Below are 24,022 nucleotides of genomic sequence, written 5' to 3'. Positions count from 1 at the left end.
CGATGAGTTAGTACACTCTTAACGTCAGTCGTAACTCTTAAGCCGCATTTATGCTTTATGTGTCGATAAGTGCGCTAAATACTGATCATGGGTAGGTAGCTTAGTGACGGTATTATCAATAATGGTGCGCATATTGCGCAGAAATTCACTCAATGCTTGCGGTTGAATGGTTGCCGCTAATGGATTGAAATCCCGAGGCCTAATGCCTTGCCCCAACATGACTTGAATCCATGCGGCTTCGGTAAAGAGTTCATCTTGATGTCTAAACACTGTGCCTGTGGCACGAAATAGGGCCATTTTTTGCTGCAAACTCTCTGGCAGAACCATGGTTCGGCATTGATGCCAAAACCCATTTTCCTGAGCATCTTCCCTTTGGTTTAAATGATAGTGCAAGATAATAAAATCGCGGATTTGTTCAAATTCAAGTTGGGACTGACGATTAAATTCATCGACATTCGCTTGTGCAATTCCTTGATGTGGAAAGAGTTTACTTAAGCGAATAATCGCTGATTGGACTAAATGCAAGCTGGTGGATTCTAAAGGCTCTAAGAATCCACTCGAAAGGCCGATGGCGACACAATTTTTATGCCACTGCTTGATTCGTCGTCCGGTCGTGAAATTGATTTTCTTAGGTTCAGCCAACGGCTTACCATCTAAATTATTGAGTAAAATCTGTTTGGCGGCGTTATCACTGATATAGCGACTGCAATAGACTAACCCATTGCCTGTGCGGTGCTGCAGCGGGATCCGCCATTGCCAACCCGCATCATGGGCGATAGAACGCGTATAAGGCGTTATTGCTGGCGTTTTTTCGCAGGGTACGGCATAGGCGCTGTCGCAGGGGAGCCAGTGTTGGTAGCTATCGAAGCCAACCTTGAGCGCTTTTTCTATCAGTAGCGCGGCAAAGCCCGAGCAATCTATAAAGAAATCGGCTTTTACAGTTTGTCCTGATCCTAAGGTTACACTTTCAATATCGCCGTTTGGCGTGAGTTCAACCGCCGTAATTTGGCCTTCGATACGCTTTACTCCGAGTTGCTCACTGAAACGTCGTAAAAATTGGGCATAGAGCGCTGCATCGAAATGATAAGCATGAGTTAAGCCGGCAAGGGGAGAGTTTGGGATCTGCTGGAGTACTTGAAATTTATTGTGTTTTGCCGCTTGGTAATTAACCGAGTAATCCCAAAATGAATTGACCTCTTTTGGGGAGGTGCTGAGCCAGTAATGATGAAATTGAGTAAAACCTATATCTTTACCTACATTGCCAAAAGCATGCATATAGGCTTCATCTGGTTTGCCCCAATTTTCGAATTGAATACCCAATTTAAACGTTGCTTGGGTGGCATTGATAAAATCGGCTTCGGAAATCCCAAGGACGTTATTGAATATTTGCAGTGGTGGAATGGTGGCTTCACCTACGCCCACTGTGCCTATATCTTCAGATTCAATCAGGGTGATATTCAGTGTTGATTTAAACAATCTTGCCAACATGGCCGCCGTCATCCAACCTGAAGAACCGCCACCGACAATGACGATATCTTTGATTTTATTCATGATATATGCCTTTTATTTTATAATTAGTGGTGATCAGTTAACGCAGATGAATAGCCTAGTGGCTTGAAATGATAAAGTAAAAAAGCCTCTGCAACAGGTTACAGAGGCTTTAAGCCGTGCAGGATTAGAACTTATAGTTCGCGCCTAACATAAAGTTACGGCCATAGTTTTGGTAATCACGGACTAAACGTTGATCATCGCTAGTGTAAGAGGTGAAAGGTTCGTTGGTTAAGTTGTTCACTTGGAACTGGACTGATAAACCATACAGGGACTCGATACCGCTTTCGCTAAAGTCATAACCGATTTGTGCATCGACCACAGTTTCAGCTTTGATGTTCACGTTTTCGCGTTGCAGGCTGATCTTTGTGACTTCACCGAGGAAGTCGCTGCGGTAGCGTGAGCTAATGCGTGCTTCAAAGCCTGAGTTTTCATAGTAGATCGTTGCGTTTAAGGTTTTTTCTGACAGACCTGGCAAGGTTGTTGGATTACTGGTCGGGGTTTCTTTCACTTCACTGTCGTTATACGAGCCACTAATAACAGTACCAAAGCCACTTAACACATCGGCAAACATACCAAAGTCGACAGATACAGAGGCTTCAACACCTTGAACATAACCCCCTTCACCGTTTTGTGGTTGGGTGACATCGCCAATCGGGTTATCAGTAGGTCCTTGTGGGAATAGGGTGCTGAAATCAAAGTCTGTATGTTGATCGTAAACGAAGTTTTCAAGATCTTTGTAGAATACCGCTACCGAGAAATAACCTTGGTCGCTGAAATAGTTTTCATAGCTTAAGTCATATTGACGGGCTAACCATGGACGTAACTCAGGATTACCTGCGTTACCACTCCAGTTAACGTTGCCACCACTTGGGTTAGCTGAATAAGTGTAGTTTAGGTTGGCATTCATTTTGTCCATGCGTGAACGGGTTAACGTGCGCGCTGCGGCTAAACGAACCACTTGGCTATCGGCGACTTCGAAACTTAAGTTAACGCTTGGCAGCCATTCAACATAGGAATCACCCGCTGTGCGCGGTGTTAACACCACTAAGCCATTTTCAACCGTTGCCACTGTACCGTCAGAGGATTGATCGGTATGAACCGCTTGTAAGCCTGCGTTGCCAGTCAAAGGAATACCAAATACTTCGGATTCAAGGTTGGCCATCACATAGCCCGTTGTCACTTTTTCCTGTACAGCCCAAGAGTTAGTAGCGCGGGAAAGATCCACATCAGCGACGTCAGTTTCTGTATAGTTACCGTCATTGTAGAAAGCCAACGAGTCGTAACTTAATACATTGCCCATGCCAAAGAAGTCGAGTGACGTTGGTGCAAGTAAGTATTGATCTGGTACTGCCATAGTGTAATCGGCAGAACCGTCATACCCTTTAAGTGTCAGGTAATAACCTTTATCTAATTTGGTTTTATCGCGATTAGTACGATTCACACCAAACTCAACGCTACGAACGGCACCGCCATCGAGCACATATTCAGCGCTTAAACGGAAGGATTTTAGCTCATCCTCAATTTCAGGTTTGTTGATAAAGCCGTCTTGAGTGTTAGCGCCTAGCGGGCTACCCCAACCGAGTGGGTCGCCAAGTTTGATCAGGTTTTTATCAGAATAATCGAGGTTATGGTCAAATACATAACCGCCTTTACCGTTGTAAGCAAAGCCTAAATCGTCAACCGCACCCACACCTGTACCGCGGCCAGTTCCTGAGTAACTTTCCATACCTATGTCAGTACGGTTAGCTCTAGACATGGAGATATCGGCTTCAACATTCCAGTTATCATTGATGTTGAATTTGTTATTCCAGCCAATAGACAGAGAATCCGCATCACGTTTGTTCACGTCGTTACGGATAACGACTTCAGCGCCTTTGATGACACCTTCTGTGACTAAACCATTATCAGTTGTCGTCGGAATTACGCCACCGTTTGTGCCCCAAGCACCAGGTATTTCAATGCCTCGTAGGCGTTGATCATCGGTAAATTTTGAGTAGTAAATATCTAAGGTCGAGTGGTAAGTGGTATTTGGCGCATATTCAAATACGGCGAGTACGCCATCACGTTCTAATTCACTTGAACGAACGAAAGGTTTTGCACCACCTAAAACGCTATCACTATTGTCATTGGTTGGGTAACCCCAAGCTTGCCAACGTTCTTCTTGGTTAGGTGACATCATGCGAGCATAACCAATGGCGACACCAATAGTGTCATCGGCGAATTGGTCAATATAAGAGATACTGCCGCGGTAGCCTGTGTCACTTGAGCCGCTGTTTAATGAACCTAAATCGTTCATTTCGCCGCGTAGCGAAACGGCAATCGTTTGTTCACCGTGGGCTAAAGGACTGATTGTTTGCATATCAACCGTACCGCCGATGGCTTGTGCCATCACAGAGGCATCGGGTGTCTTGTAAACCACAACGCGATTTAATAACTCAGATGGATATTGGTCGAATTCCACACTGCGGTTATCGTTTACAGAGGCTTGTTCGCGACCATTTAATGTGGCGGTAGTGAAGTCAGGGCCCATACCGCGGATAGAAATTACGTTGGCACGACCATCGAGTCGTTGTGCCGATACGCCAGGTAATCGTGCTAGAGATTCTGCAATACTGACATCAGGTAATTTACCTATGTCTTCCGCTGAAATGGCTTCAACGATAGAAGAAGATGACATCTTAAGTGATTGGGATTCTTGCAAGCTACGACGAATACCAGTGACTTGAATCACTTCAATATTTTCATCTTTAGCTGTCTTATCTGTCGCCGCTTCATCTGCCGCATAGGAGTGCATACTCGCACCTGCGGCAATGAGCGCTAAGGTTAGCAAACTGGGTTTAAATCGCATCATATCTCTCTTCCCCTTGGAGTCGCTTTATCGCTTTGTAGAGCGTTTTATCGTTATCACCGCGTTATGTTTGCGGCCTTTTTTTTGGTATCTGGGCGCTTAATTGACTGCATAAGTGCTGCGTTTATGACCAAATTGTTATGCAACGGTGAAGATACTACTCCCGAGCTTCTTAGCGGAACAACAGAGTGCATACGTATTCAATGCCTCGTTGAGTTAAGAATAGCCGTTAATTGAGGGAAATCTCATGGAGTAAAATGATTTTATTTTGCAATTAAGTGTTTGTTAGTAAATGGTAAAGTGAGTTGTGGCTCAATGTGATTTATGGCGCGGTCTTCTGCATACGTATGCAGGTGTATTGAACCTTATTTCCCTCTTCACGTATGCTCGGTGACACAAAATAAGCCGCGATACCTTTACTCTGCAGTAACAAAACGATAACTGTTTGCGTGAGTGTGTTAGGGAATGATCGCTGTAGAATAACGATAAAGGGGCAACAATGAGTGAGTTAACTTGGTGGCGTGGTGCGGTGATTTACCAAATTTATCCGCGTAGCCTTTTAGATACGAATGGTGATGGCGTTGGTGATTTGCGTGGCATTATCGCTAAGCTGGATTACATTGCAAGCCTCAATGTCGATGCTATCTGGATTTCACCTTTCTTTAAATCGCCTATGGCAGATTTTGGCTACGACATCAGTGATTACCGCGAAGTTGACCCTCTTTTTGGCACTATGCATGATTTCGATGAATTGATTGAAAAAGCCCACGGCTTAGGCATTAAGGTCATTATCGATCAAGTATTAAGTCATACCTCTGATCAGCATGCGTGGTTTGTTGAAAGCCGCGAGAGCCGTACGAATCCCAAAGCGGATTGGTACGTGTGGGCCGATCCTAAGGAAGACGGCACTGCGCCTAACAACTGGCTCGCGATTTTTGGCGGTTGTGCTTGGGAATGGGAACCGCGCAGACAACAATACTATTTACATAACTTCCTGCGTAGCCAGCCCGATATCAACTTCCATAATCCTGACGTGCGCCAAGCTGTGCTGGATAATGTTGAATTCTGGCTTAAAAAAGGCGTTGATGGATTCCGCTTAGATGCGATTACCTTCTGTTATCACGATGAACAGCTCAGGGACAATCCGGCAAAACCTAAGGATAAACGTCAGGGCCGAGGTTTCAGCGAAGATAACCCTTACGCCTATCAATATCATTACTACAATAATGACCGTCCGCAAACTATCGCGTTTATCGAAGATTTACGAAAGCTTATCAATCGTTATCCTGGTGCGGTGACCTTAGGTGAAGTGTCGGCAGAAGACTCTTTAGCTGTGATGGCGGCTTACACTAAGGGTGAAGATCGCCTGCACATGGCCTACAGTTTTGAGCTACTGACCAACGATTACAGCGCCGCTTATATTCGCCAAACCGTAGAGGCATTAGAAGCGAGCATAGGTGATGGCTGGCCTTGTTGGGCTATCGGTAATCATGATGTGCAGCGCGTAGCGAGCCGTTGGGGGCAGGGCAAGCAGAATTCAGACATGGTCAAAATGCTCAATGCCATGCTAAGTTCACTGCGCGGTAGTGTGTGTGGTTATCAAGGTGAAGAACTCGGTTTAACCGAAGCGCCGATTGAATACCATGAGTTGCAAGATCCCTTTGGCAAAACATTCTGGCCTATGTTTAAAGGCCGTGATGGTTGCCGTACGCCAATGCCATGGCAGCAAGGCGCCGATTTTAGTGGTTTTAGTGAGGTCTCGCCTTGGTTGCCGATCGCCCCTGCGCATCAAGTGTTAGCGGTGGATGTACAAGAATCAGATGCAGATTCCATGCTTAACGGTTATCGACGTTTTCTTGCTTGGCGTAAATTACACCCAGTGCTGGTTGAAGGCGATATCCAATTTGTGGATACCAACGAGCCCATCTTGGCCTTTATCCGCACCTTAGGAGAGCTCAAAATATTCGTCGGATTCAACTTAGGCGATACCAATGTTGAGTTGGATTTATCACAGTTTAAATTGGGTGAAATATTAACGGGACACGGCCTGAAAACCGCACAAATAGAAAACAATCAGCTGAAGTTTTCGGCATTTGCCAGCTTTTATGCAGTTTTAAACGGAAAATGATTCATTTTTATTCGGCTGAGGTGTTATATACCCAAACAACTTGAAGATGCTGGATTCAGCGGGAATTTAACGCACTTTAGGCAAGGCGGTTATTTGCAGACCTAGTGGACTAAGTTAAAAATAACCAACACGGCATAAAGTGCGTTAAAACCCGCCGGGACGGAGCGCCTAGGGCACTCCACTTCGGTGTTGCATCAATTCAAAAGGTGGCCGACATTCTGTCATTGATGCGCCTTGAATTGAAGCACCCTAGGTGCTCTGAAACTCGTATCTTCAGGTAGCTTGGGTATAAACCCAAGCCCACTATTCGACGTAAAGCCGCCCACGGGCATACTGGGGAATGTAACCTTACTGAGTTCCTGATAATAAAAACATACAGAGAGAATAACTATGGCGTCATCAATTAATACCGGTAGCTACACGAGCAGCACTGGCGAAAATGGGTCGGGCAGTTATCGTTTTGCCTTGATCTCATTGACTTCACTGTTTTTTATGTGGGGTTTTATCACTTGCTTGAACGATATTTTGATCCCGCATCTTAAAGCGGTGTTTTCACTGAATTACACTCAAGCCATGTTGATCCAGTTTTGTTTCTTCGGTGCTTACTTTTTAGTGTCGATCCCAGCCGGTAACTTAGTGAAAAAACTGGGTTATCAAAAGGGGATTGTTACCGGTCTTGTGATTGCGAGTATTGGCTGTGCGCTGTTTTATCCTGCGGCCACGCTAGCGACCTATAATCTGTTTCTTGGCGCGTTATTCGTTCTAGCATCGGGTATCACTATCCTACAGGTGGCAGCTAACCCCTATGTTAACGCCTTAGGCAGTAGCGAAACTGCCTCGAGCCGTTTAAATTTAACGCAAGCTTTCAATGCGCTAGGTACAACAGTCGCACCATTCTTTGGTGCCATGTTAATTCTTTCTGTCGCCAGTTCTGTATCAAGCGATTTAGCCCACGCGAGCGCCGAAGCCGAAGTGGTAAAACTGCCATACCTGTTGCTTTCTGGTGCCTTGGCTATTTTAGCGCTGATTTTTGCGAAGTTAGATTTACCTGTGATCCGTGAGCATGATGAAAGTGTTCAAGGTGAAGTCCAAACCCATCTAGGTAAAACCAGTGCCTTGCAAAGCAAGCACTTAGTGCTCGGCGCTGTGGGTATTTTTGTGTATGTCGGTGCCGAAGTGTCTATCGGTAGCTTCTTGGTCAGCTTCTTAGGTGAAAGCCATATTGCCGGTATGCCAGAAGCCGAAGCCGCCCATTACATCGCCTATTACTGGGGCGGCGCTATGGTGGGACGTTTCATTGGCTCTGTGGTAATGCAAAAAGTGCCTGCTGGCTCAGTGCTTGCCTTTAATGCCTTTATGGCGGCGCTACTTGTGGTTGTGGCGATGACAACCAGTGGCAGCATTGCTATGTGGGCAATCCTTGGTGTGGGGTTATTTAACTCGATTATGTTCCCAACGATCTTCAGCTTAGCGCTGCGTGATTTAGGTCCACACACTTCACAGGGCAGTGGCATTTTGTGTCTGGCGATTGTGGGTGGGGCGATTCTACCTTTATTCCAAGGCATGCTAGCGGATAACCTTGGCGTGCAACTCGCCTTTATTCTGCCCGTGATTTGTTATGGCTTTATCCTGTTCTATGGCTCTAAAGGCTCAAAAATGTAACGGGTTAACTGGCTAAAACTAAAAAGCGATCCCTTTGGATCGCTTTTTTTATGGCTTTAACCTTAACTCAGCGCCAGCGTGCTTGCGTATTAGGGCCTGACCTCCTATGATCCTCCGGTTTTATCATTCATGGTGACCTTTTAAATGTTGAATTCTCCGCTTTCTGCCAGCTCGAACGAATTAGTGATCAGTATCTTAACTATGGTGCTGAGCCAAGGAAAACCCTTAGATCGGGCCTATTCTCAGCATTTTTCTGGGTTGCAATTGGTACCCGCCGAACAGGCGCGTATCGCATTAACGACGGGTGATATCCTACGTCGTTTAAATTTATATTGTTATCTGGCGGAAATCAGTCCAGATGAGATGGAGCGTTTCGGCTCTAAATTGCTAAATGCGTGGCATTTATTCCACGGGCTTGAACTGCCTAAAATGCAATATTCGCTGCAAGTCGATGAGGCGCGTTTAGCTGAGCGTACCGAGCAGGCGAAAACTAAGCCAGTATTGTGGGACGGTTGTCCTGAGTGGCTCGATGCGATGGGCCGTGAGCAATTAGGCGAGTCTTGGGAAAAGGAGCGCGCCGCGTTAAGCACAGCGCCGAAGCGTTTTTTACGCGCAAATGGCCTTAAAGTGACGCGTGAGGAATTGGCCGCTAAGCTTGCCGCTGAGTTTGTGAGCACGCTGAGCGTTGATGGGGTAGATTCGGCCCTTGAAGTGACCTCCGATTCTGCCTTGTTCCGTACCCAAAGCTTTAAAGATGGCTTATTCGAGCAGCAAGATGCGGGCTCTCAGCGCGTGGCGGCGGCGCTTGATGCCAAGCCAGGCATGAAAGTTATTGATGCTTGCGCAGGCGCGGGTGGCAAAACTTTACACATAGCCGCGCAAATGCAGGGCAAAGGGCGCTTGTTGGCCATGGATGTGGAGCAATGGAAACTCGACAAACTCAAAGAGCGTGCCCGTCGCAATGGCGCGCACAATGTCGAAACCCGCGTTATCGCCAGCAGTAAAACCATTAAACGCTTAAAACTCAGCGCCGATCGAGTATTACTCGATGTGCCATGCTCAGGTTTGGGCGTATTAAAGCGTAATCCAGATGCAAAATGGCGCGATACCGTTGAGCGTTTACCTGTGTTAATGGAGCTGCAAAAACACATTTTGAACAGTTACAGCCGCATGGTCAAAGTCGGTGGCATAGTCGTCTATGCGACTTGTTCTATCTTCCCTTGCGAGAACCGCGGTCAAGTCGATGCGTTTTTAGCTGAGAATCCTAATTTCCGCCTGATTGAGGATGAAAGTATCAGCCCAGCCGATAGCGGATTTGATGGTTTTTACCTTGCAAAACTTGAACGTATTCAAGAATAAAGCCTTGCAGTTAAGACTAAAGTAAGCCCTTTATTGAATTGATACAGGGTTTACTTAGTTAACATTAGTGCCTAGAATTTCCTATAAGTTATAAATATTTTAACATTGTGAATGTGTATTTATATTGCAACTTTGTTTCTAAGGGAATTATGGCGTACGGCGTTAATCTTCCAGATCTGCTCGACCATGCTGACGTTAAACTCGCCCACAATGTCAGCATAGCTTGCTATAGCAGTGTTCTCTCTATGCTGCTTAATGGCGCACCGCTACATGAAATCTTGCACGCCTTAGTGCTAAAAATCGAAGCGCAAAAGATAGGCACTCGTGGATCTATATTACTGCTCAGCGGTGATGGCAAACGTTTGTTGTTAGGTGCTGCGCCCCATTTACCCGACAGTTACAACCAAGCGATTAATGGGGTCGAGATTGGCCCCAATGTTGGCTCCTGCGGAACAGCGGCGTATTTCGCAAAGCGGGTTATCGTTGAAGACATAGCTACACATCCCTATTGGGAAAATTATAAAGAACTGCCATTACGCGCCGGTCTTAAATCTTGTTGGTCTGAACCTATCAAAGATACTCAAGGCAAAGTGCTCGGTACATTTGCCATGTACTACGATACGATAAAGTCCCCAACAGAGCTTGATTTAGAGCTGATTTCAGAGGCGGCGCGATTAGCCAGTTTAGCCATTGAACGCAGTCGAGCAATGGAGTTTCAGCGTTTAGCTGTGAAAATTTTTGACCGCTTACCTTTGGCACTGGTTATCTCCAATTCCGATGATTCCGTTCTCTATGCTAACCCCGCTTTTAAACACATCGTTCTTCCACAAGATATTGATATTGCTAACTTTAACCCCAAGATGTTTTTATCTGCGTCTCAATCGAATGAGTTAGTCGGCCTATTTGAGCATTTAGCGCAGGATAAAATGTGGCAGGGGGAATTGGTTGGCTTAAGGGGCAATGGTGAGGAGTTTTATCTAGATCTTATCGTCACCACATTTCGAGAACCCAACGGATTACAACCTTGTTTTGCGTGGCTTTTTTCAGATATTAGCGAACGTAAAAAAGCGGCGCAGCTGATTAAGTATCAGGCTAATAATGATTCGCTGACTGGGCTTGCTAACCGTAATGCCTTGTTTAAACAGATCCAATCCTTAATTACCTCCGACAGTCTGACGCCCGGATTTAGTTTTATGCTGATGGATTTAGATAACTTTAAACAAGTTAACGACACCCATGGTCACGACAAAGGTGATGCGTTATTAGTGCAAGTGGTGCGGCAGATTTGCGAGTGCCTCAATGACACTATGGTGTTTGCGCGCCTCGGCGGTGATGAGTTTGCCTTACTGTTACCTGGGATAGTCAATCAGAAAGAGTTGGCGCAACTTGCTGAAACAATTAATAAGCATGTGGCTAAACGTTATGTGCTTGCCGATGGCAAAGGTGTTTATAGTTCGGTAAGCATTGGGATTGCGCGTTTTCCTGAAGATGCCCTCGATCTAGAGCAGCTGTTAAATTGCGCCGATCAGGCCATGTATATTTCAAAGGCTAACGGTCGTAATCGTTATCATTTTTTTACTGAGCAAATGCAGCTTAATGCCGAGCGCATTGCCAGCCTTCATAATCAACTTAAGCAGGCACTCGATCAACAAACCTTTGAGCTTTATTACCAGCCCATAGTGAATGCGACCACAGGTTTGATTGTTCGCGCCGAAGTGCTGCTGCGCTGGCAGCATGAAGGGCAATTCATTTCCCCCGATGAGTTTATTCCCATCGCGGAGAACAGCGGCTTAATTGTTGATATTGGTCGAGATGTGCGCCTTGGCGCTATGCAAACCATCTTAGAGATGCAGGCTCACAATTGGCCGATTAACTTATCGGTGAATGTGTCGACCTTTGAGTTTTGGTCCCATGAACTGCAAGATGCCTTTGTGGATTCCTTTGCCGCGATTACCGAGCAACTTGAGGTGACAGATTTCCCCTACGGCAGGTTAACCCTTGAGATCACTGAGTCTTTGCTGATGAAGCAACATACGCATCTTATTGATGTGCTTAATGGTTTACGGATTATGGGGATTAACATTTCCTTGGATGACTTTGGTACTGGCTATTCGTCCTTGTCCTATTTGGCGAATTTCCCTATCGATCAAATTAAAATCGACAAGAGCTTTATCGACCGATTAGATGAAGGCAAGCGTCACGAAGCGTTGGTGGAGGCCATAGTGCGGTTAAGCCATGCGTTAGATTTAACCGTGACGGCTGAAGGGGTGGAAACTGAGTCACAGCTTAAGTTTGTGATGTCAAATCATATTCAAGAAATTCAAGGTTACCTATTCTATAAACCTATGCCTAAAGCCGTCTTCTTTGCGCTGTTGGCAAAGCAAGCTGAGCTGCATTAGGGTTTTGACGTTGGACCTAGATGTGAGGGCGGCTTAATCAGCGACAGTTTGATTTAGATATCGGATTTAGATGTAAGGTAAGAATTCAAGTTTTAGATGTAACACATTGAAATATAATAAATAAAAAGAGCGCTTCGGCGCTCTTTTTATTACTGAAAACGGGTGCTGCACACTGTATCTGCGTTCACATTGAGTCAGGTTGGCGAGCGTTAAGATTTAGCGTTTAGCTGACCGTTAATCACTAGGCTCAAGTATTGCGTAAAATCGTGACCGTGATTTTGCAGCATTTTAGGGAACATAGAAATCGGCGTAGAACCTGGGAACGTATTGATTTCATTCAATAGAATTTCATTGTCCGCGGTTAAGAAAAAGTCGATGCGTGACAGGTGACGCAGCTTCATTCCTTTAAATGCCTTGATTGCATAGGCACGGATTTGTTCGCTGATCTCAGCTGACACATGCTGCGCGACAACATCGGTGCGCGCTTTACTGTTTTTGGCGTATTTCTCATCGAAGGTGTAGAAGGTGTTGGTATCACAGATGATTTCACCTGGCACTGTCGCCACCACTTCACCATTGTACTCGTAGACTGCTACTTCTAACTCGCGGGCTTTTATGGTTTTTTCAACGATCACATAGGGTGCATAGCCAAAAGCATCCTTAAGCACGCCTGCAACTTTATCGCTGTCATCCACTTTGTAACAACCAACAGAGGAACCCTGTGATGCTGCTTTGACGAAGATCGATCCCCATTGTGCCAATGCCGCTTGGGTTTGCTCAATCGCCGCATCATCGAACTGATTCAGGAAAATATACGGCGTATTAGGAATACCTAAGGCCGAGAACCACATTTTAGCGGTGATCTTATTGAAGCAGTTACTGCTCGCTTCGGATTCACAGCCAAAATAGGGCAGTTGGATCAGATTAAAATAGGATTGAATGTCGCCGGTCTCGCCGGGATAGCCATGAATGCAAGGAATGACGTAATCGACTGGCCATGGCGTTTTGCTTTCATCACGGAAGCGAATTTCGCGGCTATTGGTCAGTTCACAGTCATCACCTGCGGTGGTGCGGTACTGGCCGAATTTATCTAGCTCGACTCGCAACACGGAAAACTGCTCAGATTTTGCCAGTGAGGTTTCAAAATAGTTGGCCGACATTAATGAAATATCGTGTTCGGCACTTCCGCCGCCGCACAGCAAAAGCAGATTGATCTTAGACATTATGATTCCTCAAAGTGAGCAAAATCGGATGATATCGGCCTGTGGCAATACGAACATCATCCTATAGTACAACCGCTGTCATCTTAGTTTTCTTGTCCCCATGAGTGCAAGGTTTTGCTGACTGACGGCTATTAAGTGGTGAATTTTAACGCATTTAATCGCATTGCAACGCATTTAATCGCATTGCAAATAAGGGCTTGTGCATTCGGCGAATTTATTTTGATTTTTGTGGGGTTAGCTGCCAATGTTTTGCAACTGTGGAATCACTATTAGCCGCGATGAATAGCCGCGAAAAAAATTAGCATTCGGGATGCGCTTCAACATGGCATTGTTGTAGGGAATACTTGGTTGAAAGTCATCGTAAAGAGTTTTGGTAAATGACGAGGGTAAAATCTGTATGATGAATAAAAACATTCGGTTAGCTCAGTTACACGATGCACAGAGTATTCAACTGCTACTTGAGCAGCTAGGTTATGTTTTACCTGTGGCCGCGTTAGCCAAGACGTTAACCGAGTGCCAAGATAATCCCCATTCTCGCACTGATGAGTTACTGGTATACGAGCAACTCAATGCGCAGGGTGAGCCGCAAGTTGTTGCTGTGATGGTCTTGATGTTCTTTGATTATTTCCCCGCTTTGAGTCGTATCTGTCGCATTACGGCGATAGTAGTGGATGCCGACATGCGAGGTCAGGGCATAGGCACTCAACTGATTGATTTTGCTAAAACACGGGGAAGACAAGAAGCCTGTCAGTTACTTGAACTCACTACATCGACCCAGCGCATTGCCACGCAGCAATACTATGAAAGTATAGGGTTTACCAAAACCTCTTTCCGTTACAGCTTAGTCTTGAGCTAAACGAACTAACTTAACCCCAAAGCCTGTCTGCAAGACCCGATGCGCGTTGGGTTGCTTGGCTACTGGCCCGCTCGAATACGTGCTGGGTGCCTAAGCAGGTAAAATGCACTTTAGCGCGGGTGATGGCGGTGTAAACCAACTCTTTAGTCAGCAGTTGCCATTGGGCTAAGCTGGGGCTCGGTGGCAGCACTAAGGCCACGCGGCTAAATTCGCTGCCTTGGCTTTTGTGTACTGTCATGGCGTAACAGGTTTCATGGCTGGGCAAACGGGCTGGCAAGACTTTTAGCAGGCTGCCATCGGCCTTGATGAAGTGCGCCATTAAACGTTCGGGTTTATCTTCATCCTGCAAAATCAATCCGATATCACCGTTAAACAGGCCTAAGTTATAGTCATTGCTTTGGATGATAATCGGCCGACCCAGATAAAACTCCTGTAGCGGTTTAATCAGCTTGGCATTGGCCAATGCTTGAGTTACATACTGATTGATGCCTTCAACCCCATAATCGCCTGAGCGCATGGCGCATAAAATGCGGTACTGGTTAAAGCTTTCTATGATCTCAGCTGTGCTTGGACGCTTACTTAAATCACTATGACTTCCATCGCTAATGTTTACATCGCTATTCAAGGCGCTGAGATAAATACCATATTGCTGGCAGGCTTGCTCCAGCAGTAAATTGAGTCCCATATTATTAGCAGGCTCGCTCACTTTGGCTTGGGTTTGGCTTACAGCCATGCTGTGTTCTAACCAGCTCAATTCAGCAGGGCCTTGTTGCCAAACCTGCAAAATGCCTTGAAGATCTGCGCGATTAACGGCGCTCGCAAGTTGTCCAATTCCTGCATCGCCTTTAAATCTGTGGCTGTGCATCAGCATACACAAGCTATCGCCAAGTTTAGGCGCGTCGCTGATAAAGGGCGTTAACTCAAAACCCGTTAACGCACTCAGACGCTCAGCTTGCTCCTTGGAATAGCGCATTTGCCACAGAGCAGAGTTGTTATATGCTGTGTTATTTTGCGCAAGGTTATTGGGTTCTACTGGTATTTTCAGGCCCGCACAAATATCGGCGAGCACAGCGCCAGCTTCAACCGATGCGAGTTGATCCTGATCCCCGAGTAAAATCAAACTGGCGTGCTCAGGCAGTGCGCTCAGCAGCTTATACATCATGGGCAAATCGACCATAGAGGCTTCGTCGACGATTAATAAGTCGAGCCTAAGCGGATTACCTTGATGGTGGCGAAAGTGCGGCGAATTGGGGATCACCCCAAGCAGTCTGTGTAGGGTTGATGCTTCCTCTGGAATGCGCCCCAGTGCCGTTAAAAAGTCTTGATTATTTCTATTGCGAGCTTCATCAACAACATCAGTATGGGCGCTGAGCTCCTTCGCCAGACGCGCTTTTGAGGCTTTGATCGATTCGCTTAACCGAGCCGCCGCTTTTCCCGTTGGCGCGACTAAACGAATTTCCTGCTGTGATTCCATTTGTAGCAATAACAAAAGCTTAGTCACAGTGGTGGTTTTGCCCGTACCTGGGCCGCCAGTGATTACCGCCAGTTTTTTACCCAGTGCGGTTGCTGTAGCGACCTTTTGCCAATCAATGGATGCTGTGCTTTGTGTGTCATCACTTTTAGTGATTACACTGGTAGTGAGTACATTGGTAGTGAGTGAATAGGGATCGCTCACAGTGGCGGGGAACAGTTGATCTAGCAGTGACCGCAACTTAGCGGTTTGAGTTTGCTCTTGATGGTTTGCCTCTTCAGATAAGTGCCTAGATACGCTTCCCGATAGGCGGATTAACGAAGCGGCCACTGAGGTTTCAAATTGATGATAACGCTGCAAATAGAGTCTGCCATTATCAAAAATAAGTGGTTTGTTACTGCCCGCTTGGCCGACGGCATCAAAGGTTTGCAAGGTCTCGGTGAGCGCTTCTAGGCTTAAGCTGATTTTACAATGGCTATTTTGCTCGGCCATAGGATTAAGCGGCACGATATGGGCGAGCACTAGGCAGCTGTGCTGTGAAGATAATTGCTGGCTTAATAGCGCACACAACAAAATAAACAAGGGTTGTTGGCTGTCACTTGGATGTAAGTGGCTCATCTCGAGTGCGAAATGCCGATCGAGCGGTGTAAGCAGTCGTTCTTGCTCCCACAGTTTTAACAGCTCTGTTAGCGGCTCGGTAAGCTGGATTGCGCCATGGTCTATCCATTTCGCGGCTGTGAGTGAATGTGCATTTAGCCCTTGGGTTGAGCGCATCATGCCGTGACTCCTGTATCGATTGCACCAGCTAATCTGCTGTGAAATAAATTGTCATTAAAAAGTGAATCCAGCGCGAGAATAAGTGCCTTCGGCGGCTTGTCGTAGTAAATACCGTAGCCGGGATACTGAGCCGACATACCCCGTAAGAACAAGTAATAACAACCGCCGATATGGCTGTCGTAGTCATAACTTGGCAGGCGTAAACTCAAATACCTGTGTAGCGCCAATGAGTAGAGGATGTACTGCAAATCGTACCTATGATCGGTTATGGCACTTTGCAACGCGCTCTGATGATAGGCGTTGATGTTGTCGCCTAAATGATTCGACTTATAGTCGGCGATATAATATTTTCCTTGGTATTCAAAGGTTAAATCGATAAAGCCTTTGAGCATGCCCTTGAGATTATCAAACTTAAGTGTCGACTCATAGCCAAACTGCTGCAGTAGCGCATTGAGCTCAGTATCCTTAAGCTCGCTTAAGGGTAAATAAAACTCCATTTCGACTAAGGTATCCTGCGGCGATAACTTGGCTAAGCGCAAGTCAGGATGCTCAGGTTTGGGTGTCTTGGAATGATTCTCTAAGGCCGATGTTGAAGGCATTGTCGTAGGCATTGTTGATGATGGCACTGTTGTTGGCATGAGCCCAAGTGGCGCATGCAGCACATCCAGATACCAAGTGTGCAATACCGTTTGCCACTCGGGCGCGATACCGTATTTCAGCATGGCTTTAGGCAGTTGCAGCGGTAAGTCTCTGTCTGCCTGCGTAAAATCAATCTCTTCTAGCACTAAATGCATAAAACTACCGGCGTTAGCGCCGCGCTCAAAGTTAAAGCGATTGAGCATGCCATCCTGCAGCTCATGACTTGGCTCATCAGGAATAGAGAGTGTTTGCGCAGCCATATATTCAAGCGTGCCTAATGCTTCATCATCGGCGCCCGGAGCGGCTTTGCCATGGCTGGTATTTTTAACTAGGCCTGAATAACTGCCAACTCGCCACGGCGTGCAGTATTGGCGGGTTAAGGTTTTCGCGCTCAGTATTTGTGCTATGTCTTGGCTTGAGGGCAATGGCCGCTCGTCTATGTCATCGGGCACCTTATCAATACTTATGGCTTCCACATCTTGTGTGAGCTGCTGCGCTGCATTGCAGATACGGGTAAAGTCACATTCTGAGTCGCCTATGCCGAGCAGATAGCCGATGGCGGTTTCATGCAGCTGACTTTTAAGGCCATTTTTAAGCTGACGACTGTGATTGGCGATATACAAGTAACACAAATACACAGGCCGAGTGAGCGCCACATATAGCAAGCGCAAGTCTTCGGCCAAGGTTTCTTGTTTGGCGCGATCCCAACCTTCATCCGTGCCTTCGATATCCCACACGAGTTCTTGCTCACCTGCGTCGTTGGTTCTGTGGTACAGCATAGGCGTCGGACGACGGCGATTGTCGCGGGCTAGGCTGACAAAGGGCACAAAGCACACAGGATACTCAAGGCCCTTACTCTTATGGATAGTAACGATCTGCACCAGATTCTGCTCGCTTTCAAGGCGCAGCTGCTGTTCATCGGTTCCCGTGTTATCAATCAGTTGTTGTTCATACCAATTGAGCAGGGCGCTAATACCATCAAGCTCGGTGGCCTTTTGCTGTAATAGCTCGGCAAGGTGACGAAAATCCGTCAAACGGCGCTCGCCATTCGTGGCATCTTGCTCCTGTGCATCGGTTTGCGTACTAGCGGAGTGCAGTAAACGGTCAATCAGCTTAGTGCTATTGGCAAGGCTTAATAGCGCGGGCATGATGCCGCGTTTTTGCCACACTTGGTGCAAGTTAAAAAACTGCTCTAATAACAGCTGTCTGTGCTCTTCATCTTGGTTAAAGGCATGAATTTGCTCGGCGCTGTAGCCTAATAATGCCGTGGCTAGGGCGCTGCGCAGTGCCCGCTCATCCTTAGGATTCGCCAGAGATCGTAAAATTAACGCCATTTCCCGCGCTTCAAGGGTATCGAATACACTGTCGCGACTTAAAAACACTGCGCCTATGTGGCGTTTACTCAATGCGGTTTTCATCACCGCCGCCTCGTTGCGATCCCGCACTAAGATAGCGATGTCTTTAGCGATTAAAGGCCCTTTCGGGCTGTGGCATTCGCCATTGGCCGCATCTGTCAGTAAACGGGTGATCTCCGCTGCTGCATCTTCGGCGAGCAAGTGTCTTGCGGTGGTTTTGTTGAGGCCGTTTTCTGCGCTTTCGCTTAAGAGTCTTAATCTTAAGGCGGCAGGATTGGCGGTTTTTTCAGTGAGGGTTTTCCCCTTGGCACTGCTGGGCGTTTTCACGCTATCAAAGGGGATCGACTGACTGATAAAAGGATCGTGATGCTGACTAAACAGATGGTTAACCCCAGCGACCATGTTTGCGCTTGAGCGGTAGTTGGTATCCAGATGATAGTGGGCCTGCGTATGATGACGGGCCTCAATATAGGTATGGATATCGGCGCCGCGAAAGGCATAAATGGCTTGCTTAGGATCGCCAATCATCAACAGACTGAGCTTATTTTCTGTATCGTTTTTACCTTGCTCAAACGAGTAGCGGTCTTGGTAGATGCCAGAGAAGATCGCAAATTGCAGCGGATCGGTATCTTGGAATTCATCGATAAGCGCGACGGGGAAACGTGTTGCTACGGCTTTGGGCAAGGTTTCATTATTGGCATGTAGCGCGCTTGCTAACGTTGTGAGCAAGTCATCGGGAGTCAGCACGTTTTTTTGCTGCTTTTGCTGGGCAAATCGCTCGCTTATGCCGAGTTTCGCGCTATATAAAAACGCCGGTTTAATGGCGGCAATCAATGTGGCGAGCTGCTCCATATGATCCATCAGCGGCGCTTCGCTCACGCTTGGGATCACGCCGCCCTTGTTGAGTTTTAACTCAGACAAGGACAAGGCTTCTAACTCTTTCAGTGGCGGCAACCCATGACCGAAGGCGAGCCAGTTATCCAGCGCATCGAACATGGCGGCGAGTTTGGGATACTTATCCGTTGCCTTGCCAAAGCGGGTGCCATTCAGTGGCAAACTGTGTAGCAATGCTAATAAACCATCGCGCCCCCGTGGCCAAGCTAATTTAAAGCGCTCTAAACTTTGGCGCAGTGACAGGGCTAAGGCATCAAACTTAAGCGCGGGTTTCAGAGGCTTTGCTTGACTGGCGCCAAGGAGCGGTCGCAACTGCTTAACTAAACCATCGGGCTCGCCAAATTCCTTGGCAATGATTTGTGCTAAGTAATCGGGCAGCGGATAACAGGCCTCACGCCAAAAATCCCGCACGGCATGGTGCAAAAATTCGCTGTCGTCCAAAGTAAAGTCCGATTCGAACAGCAAGGAAGACTCAAAGGCGAGATCCGATAAAATTCGCTGACAGAAACCGTGAATGGTAAAAATTGCCGCTTCGTCGAGGGATTTAAGGGCGAGATCGAATCGCCTCAGGGCAATGGCGCGTTCACTCTCTGGGGTGTTGTCATACAACGCCTGCACAAAGGGATCGGCAATCGTTAGCCCTAAGAAGCACTTAAAGGCGACTTGAATACGCCGGCGAATACGATCCCTTAGCTCTTCGGTGGCCGCATTGGTGAAGGTAACCACGAGAATCTGCTCACAGGTCAGCGGCGCTGCTATACCATCACCAAGCAATAAGCGTAAATAAAGACCTGAAATCGTGTAGGTTTTACCTGTGCCAGCGCTGGCCTCAATCAGACGACTACCGCCAAAGGGCAATGTGAGTGGATCAAGCGCCTGCGCCGCTGAATGTAACGCTGCTGCGTTTAACTGCATCTGTTCACTCATGCTTGCTCTCCCTGTGCGCTATCGCGGTTTAAATGTGCTGCAGTCGCTTGTGTTTCAGTCGCTTGTACATTGGGAGTTTGGCCTTGGCTCATGCCATCATTTAGCGCAAATTCTTCAAGCTGAGCCAAGGTATCTTTGAGATATAAACTCACCATTGGGCGATAGATGCGCTCAGCTAATGCGCCAAAGCTATCCTCAGCGAAATCCCGCGGAAAACTGAATAAGCGTTGGTAATGGGGCTCGTTCCCTTCACCTAATTGACTCTGCTCATCCAGCCATTCAGGTAACGTTTGCTGCAAACGCTCATCGTGCTCACCCTCGCAGCTGACGTAGGCCAGTGAGGTGCGCGGCATAAAACACAGTGGGTATTGCTGACCTTGATAAAACAGCACCAGCAAATCTGCCAGTAACGCATGGGCGCGCTCAGCAGTGATTGGCGCTAAGGCGTGGAAATGCCCCATGTCGAGTAGATAGCTTGCATGTGTGTGGCCCATTGCCATTAAACACAGGTGGCGAAGGTATAACCTCAGCACATCGCGGCCGTGGGCGCTACCGGGACGGTAATTCACTAATCCCTTAGGGCTGATGTCATCAATACGGCCTTGCAGTAACACTTGCTGGGATTTACCCGCCGTGATGGGTAAGTCAAACACGAGTTTAATATCCGCATGACTGCTGGTTTGTTCTCCCTTGAGGAACAAGGTTCTACCAATCAAAGGCTTAATATCGTGCTGATATTGGCGTAGCAGCAAATCATCGAAGGGCTGCATCGGCAAACTGCCGCTGGCTTTGAGGCGTTTAATTAGCTCGATATCGGGCTCAGTCAGACCTTGGCCTATGGCATCGTCGAGTAACTGGGCCTGTAACATATAGCGCTCTAGGGCATTTAAGCTAAAGGGCTCGTCATTATCATCTGCCTGAATATTAAGACTAAGTTCTACTTTAAGCGTTCGGTTGAAGAAGTACTGCGCCGGATTTCGAAAGAAACGGATCAGGGCAGAAACATCCACTTGCTTGCTTTGCTGTTGTTCGCGCACAGAAGCGGGCTGCGCCTCTGTATCTGGCATTGAGTCTTGCTCATCCGCTTCGAGCAGGATGCGAGTTTGTGCGCCGATAAAGCGGCCCGCATGTGTGCCTGCCGCTGCCGCATTGGGCGGACACCATTGCTGGCTATAACTTTGGCCTATGCCCGACTCATTTTTACTTATGCTTGAGCCATCTATTTTTGAGCTATTCTCGTCATCACTTTTTACTGCGGCTTGATACAACTTAGGATCGAAGGGTTGCAGCGGCTGGTGGCTGACGATCGCGTTATAGAGGGCTTTTTCAGCATCTTCTGGGTCTATGGGGATTGAAGCTTTCTGCGATTGAGCCAATAGCGTTTCAGGCAAATAGCACAGCTGACAATATTCAATCAGTTCAGAGACGAGCATAGAGGCGATACGCTCAGAGTTATCTCGTTCGCTGCGACCTATATAGCTGATATACAGTTGCTCACGCGCCGACAATAAGGCTTCTAAAAACAAATATCTGTCATCGAGACGGCGGGAGCGATCGCCTTTACGGGCACCAAAGTGTGCCATTAAATCAAAGCCGACGGGATGCTGAACCCTAGGATAAACCCCATCATTCATGCCGAGTAAACACACGACCTTAAAGGGGATCGAGCGCATCGGCATTAAGGTACAAAAGTTCACGCTTCCTGCAAGATAACGCTGGCCGACTCGAGATTCGGTTAAGCGTTGATTAAACCATTGCTGCAGCACTTCAATACTGAGGCTAAGTCCGCTTATGCTCTGTTGGGCTAGCGTCTCGAACATACTTGTATCTAACGAGTTTGTATCTAATGGCTTGCCCGCTGATAGTAACTCTTGCTCTAGGGCGGCAATGGCATCGCGGATTTCCTGTAACTGCTCGCGCTCATCTTCATCTGTGTCGTAAAAAGCATCCAGCAACTCAGTTAATTCCGCTAAGCGCAGGGCACCCACTTGCGGCAAGGCGAGTATTTGCGCCGTTTCATCGAGTACTTCAATAAAATTGAGTAGCTTACCTAACGCCTGTGCCGATTGGCCTTCGATACCAGTCACGATCAAATGGTCTTGGTACAGCGGCGCATCGTCACTCAAGGCGTAACCTAAAATCAGCCTTTTAATACCAAAGGCCCAGGAGTTTTGCTCAAACGCAGGTACGCCTTGCTTAAGGCGGCTTTGTTCATCGCGGCCCCAGCGCACGCCCGCTTCATCTAACCAGCGGCGGATGAGTTGCAATTCATCGTCATCGAGCTGGAAACGGCGCAAAATGGCGGGCACTTCGAGTATGCTCAAAATGTCGGTCAGACCAAAACGGCTCTGATTAATCCCGAGTAAATTCAAAAAGCTATTGATGAGCGGTGATTCCTGCGCTGCGCCGCGGTCGGCAATGGCGTAGGGAATGTAATGCAGACCTTGCTTCGCCGAGAAGACGGCATCGATATAGGGGGCGTAGGCGGCGACATCGGGCATCATCACCACTATGTCTTTGGGTGTCAGGTCGGCATGGTTGCTGAGTAACTCAAGCAAGTGATCGTGCAGGGTTTCAACTTCCCGCAGTGGACTGTGACAACTCTTGACTCGAATGGATTCATCGTCGCGCTTAAGCAGGCGTCTGTTCTCGACATTCTGATACAGCTCGGCATCAGGCCCTAGCACTCTGTCTAAGGTTTGCATCTCTAAAATATCGTATTGCACCCCGTGGAGCATGCTGGCGTGACTGTGCGGCGAGTTGGGATCGTCACAGGGCTCACAATACACATCATCGCCAAAGTCGCAGTGTTCGGCGGGGAGCTCAAGCAGCATATCGAGTAATTCCCGGCCCATCTTGCCGTTATTGGCAAGCAGCGGATTACCCACTTCGAGTTTATCTTCCCACAGTTCGGCTAATTGGCGTTTACCTGCATATTGCACCGCCATGCGGGCACGATTACGGGGATCAACAATGTCACCCCAATAGTGCTGACACGGGCTTAAGCCCAGCACGATCACATCGATACGGCCTGCCAGATGGTAAAGCACCTCTAGGGTTTGCGGCGCCATCGAGGAAATGCCAAACACAAATAGGCGTTGCGGTAATTTGGCGAGTGACGTGTCGGGATTATTCAGCGCGGCAATTAAGTCGCTGTGCAGATTGGCCCTGTGGTAATGGCTTTGATTAAGCTCATCACGGTTAAAGGCAATCAGCGCGCGCCATAAAATGGGTTGCCAGCGTTGGTCTTCATTCAGCGGTTTGGTGAGTGAGTCGGGGTGCTCGTTTTGCTCCCAGGCTAAAATCCAATCGGGGCGATACACTAAGTATTGGTCGAAGATATCGGCAATCCGACCACAGAGTTGGTACAGCTTAATGTCGTCAGCCGTCATATCACGGGTGTTGTGCAGTTCACTTGTATCGGCGGCATTTGTGCGGGATTGCTGATGACTTAGATAGTGTCTCAACGGCCCAAAGGCGTCATTTTGCAACATGCGCGGTAAGAGTTGCATCAGCTTCCAGGTCATCGCCGCCTTAGTGAAGGCGTTGTCTTTGGGCACATCGGGCAATAAGTCATGGCACAACTGCCAAGTAAAACTCGATGGCAGCGGGAATTCCAATGCGGCGGCAATCCCATTTTGTTTGGCGATTTCGAGGCGCAGCCAAGTGGACATGCCGGGACTCTGCACCAGAATATGCTCGTTACTCAGTAGACGTGCAAAAGCAAGGGGTTGGGTCAGGTAAGCGGCTAAATGGGCGCAGAGCACTTCCATCTGATTGGACTGGATTAACTTTAGCATGTGCAACTCGGCATGGTGACAGTAAAACAATTCTATGTGTTTGATTTATAAGATTCAACACTATTGCTGCTTCTGTGGAATTAACCCGCAATTTTAGGCGTTTACTGAGCCTTAAACTGGTGAAACTTGGCCG

Annotated in this window: 11 protein-coding genes; 5 read left to right on the top strand and 6 right to left on the bottom strand. The window is 47.5% G+C overall.

Annotated elements, in window-relative coordinates; translation table 11 throughout:
- Positions 1–48: 48 nt before the first annotated feature.
- The gene (locus OX890_RS13370) at positions 49–1,551 is read right to left on the bottom strand and encodes a tryptophan halogenase family protein (protein WP_268649379.1); all 1,503 of its coding nucleotides are present in this window, start codon (positions 1,549–1,551) and stop codon (positions 49–51) included.
- 124 nt (positions 1,552–1,675) lie between these two features.
- Entirely contained in the window at positions 1,676–4,402 is a 2,727-nt protein-coding gene (locus OX890_RS13365; RefSeq protein ID WP_012089109.1) for a TonB-dependent receptor, read from the bottom strand.
- A 496-nt stretch (positions 4,403–4,898) separates the two neighbouring features.
- Here OX890_RS13365 and OX890_RS13360 point away from each other — a divergent pair, with 496 nt between their 5' ends.
- The 4 genes from OX890_RS13360 (at position 4,899) to OX890_RS13345 (ending at position 11,947) form a co-directional block, all read left to right on the top strand.
- Complete coding sequence (locus OX890_RS13360) at positions 4,899–6,527, top strand: alpha-glucosidase family protein (protein ID WP_268649378.1); 1,629 nt, start codon at positions 4,899–4,901, stop codon at positions 6,525–6,527.
- A gap of 390 nt (positions 6,528–6,917) precedes the next feature.
- The gene (locus tag OX890_RS13355; RefSeq protein WP_006087299.1) at positions 6,918–8,189 is read left to right on the top strand and encodes a sugar MFS transporter; all 1,272 of its coding nucleotides are present in this window, start codon (positions 6,918–6,920) and stop codon (positions 8,187–8,189) included.
- A 144-nt stretch (positions 8,190–8,333) separates the two neighbouring features.
- Complete coding sequence (locus OX890_RS13350; RefSeq protein ID WP_268649377.1) at positions 8,334–9,548, top strand: RsmB/NOP family class I SAM-dependent RNA methyltransferase; 1,215 nt, start codon at positions 8,334–8,336, stop codon at positions 9,546–9,548.
- Between the two features lie 149 nt (positions 9,549–9,697).
- Positions 9,698–11,947 carry a sensor domain-containing phosphodiesterase gene (locus OX890_RS13345; RefSeq protein ID WP_268649376.1) on the top strand — a complete coding sequence of 750 codons (2,250 nt, stop codon included), beginning with the start codon at positions 9,698–9,700 and terminating at the stop codon, positions 11,945–11,947.
- A gap of 209 nt (positions 11,948–12,156) precedes the next feature.
- Here the strand turns inward: OX890_RS13345 and OX890_RS13340 are convergent, their stop codons facing one another.
- Positions 12,157–13,170 carry a D-alanine--D-alanine ligase gene (locus OX890_RS13340; protein ID WP_268649375.1) on the bottom strand — a complete coding sequence of 338 codons (1,014 nt, stop codon included), beginning with the start codon at positions 13,168–13,170 and terminating at the stop codon, positions 12,157–12,159.
- Between the two features lie 397 nt (positions 13,171–13,567).
- Between OX890_RS13340 and OX890_RS13335 the strand changes: the two genes are divergently transcribed.
- Positions 13,568–14,026 (top strand): GNAT family N-acetyltransferase, encoded by a 459-nt coding sequence (locus tag OX890_RS13335; protein ID WP_268649374.1) that lies wholly within the window; start codon positions 13,568–13,570, stop codon positions 14,024–14,026.
- Positions 14,027–14,036: 10 nt separating this feature from the next.
- Here OX890_RS13335 and recD read toward each other — a convergent pair whose 3' ends face one another.
- From recD to recC, 3 genes are read right to left on the bottom strand one after another with little or no spacing between them, the layout of a single operon-like run.
- Positions 14,037–16,274 carry an exodeoxyribonuclease V subunit alpha gene (gene recD, locus OX890_RS13330; RefSeq protein ID WP_268649373.1) on the bottom strand — a complete coding sequence of 746 codons (2,238 nt, stop codon included), beginning with the start codon at positions 16,272–16,274 and terminating at the stop codon, positions 14,037–14,039.
- Positions 16,271–20,089 (bottom strand): exodeoxyribonuclease V subunit beta, encoded by a 3,819-nt coding sequence (gene recB / locus OX890_RS13325; protein WP_268649372.1) that lies wholly within the window; start codon positions 20,087–20,089, stop codon positions 16,271–16,273. Before recB ends, recD begins: the two co-directional genes overlap by 4 nt.
- Positions 20,086–23,889: an exodeoxyribonuclease V subunit gamma gene (recC, locus tag OX890_RS13320; RefSeq protein WP_268649371.1), complete on the bottom strand. Its 3,804-nt coding sequence runs from the start codon at positions 23,887–23,889 to the stop codon at positions 20,086–20,088. Before recC ends, recB begins: the two co-directional genes overlap by 4 nt.
- Positions 23,890–24,022 lie beyond the last annotated feature (133 nt).

This window comes from Shewanella sp. DAU305 (genome assembly GCF_026802235.1).
Lineage (GTDB): Bacteria > Pseudomonadota > Gammaproteobacteria > Enterobacterales > Shewanellaceae > Shewanella > Shewanella baltica.
The sequence above is the reverse complement of the archived record's forward strand: the minus strand, read 5'-3'. Positions and strand labels throughout refer to the sequence as shown.

Bases quoted from the DNA above. Each gene is read 5' to 3' on its own strand.
- OX890_RS13370 (WP_268649379.1), bottom strand. From the start codon at position 1,551: ATGAATAAAATCAAAGATATCGTCATTGTCGGTGGCGGTTCTTCAGGT.
- OX890_RS13365 (WP_012089109.1), bottom strand. From the start codon at position 4,402: ATGATGCGATTTAAACCCAGTTTGCTAACCTTAGCGCTCATTGCCGCA.
- OX890_RS13360 (WP_268649378.1), top strand. From the start codon at position 4,899: ATGAGTGAGTTAACTTGGTGGCGTGGTGCGGTGATTTACCAAATTTAT.
- OX890_RS13355 (WP_006087299.1), top strand. From the start codon at position 6,918: ATGGCGTCATCAATTAATACCGGTAGCTACACGAGCAGCACTGGCGAA.
- OX890_RS13350 (WP_268649377.1), top strand. From the start codon at position 8,334: ATGTTGAATTCTCCGCTTTCTGCCAGCTCGAACGAATTAGTGATCAGT.
- OX890_RS13345 (WP_268649376.1), top strand. From the start codon at position 9,698: ATGGCGTACGGCGTTAATCTTCCAGATCTGCTCGACCATGCTGACGTT.
- OX890_RS13340 (WP_268649375.1), bottom strand. From the start codon at position 13,170: ATGTCTAAGATCAATCTGCTTTTGCTGTGCGGCGGCGGAAGTGCCGAA.
- OX890_RS13335 (WP_268649374.1), top strand. From the start codon at position 13,568: ATGATGAATAAAAACATTCGGTTAGCTCAGTTACACGATGCACAGAGT.
- recD (WP_268649373.1), bottom strand. From the start codon at position 16,274: ATGATGCGCTCAACCCAAGGGCTAAATGCACATTCACTCACAGCCGCG.
- recB (WP_268649372.1), bottom strand. From the start codon at position 20,089: ATGAGTGAACAGATGCAGTTAAACGCAGCAGCGTTACATTCAGCGGCG.
- recC (WP_268649371.1), bottom strand. From the start codon at position 23,889: ATGCTAAAGTTAATCCAGTCCAATCAGATGGAAGTGCTCTGCGCCCAT.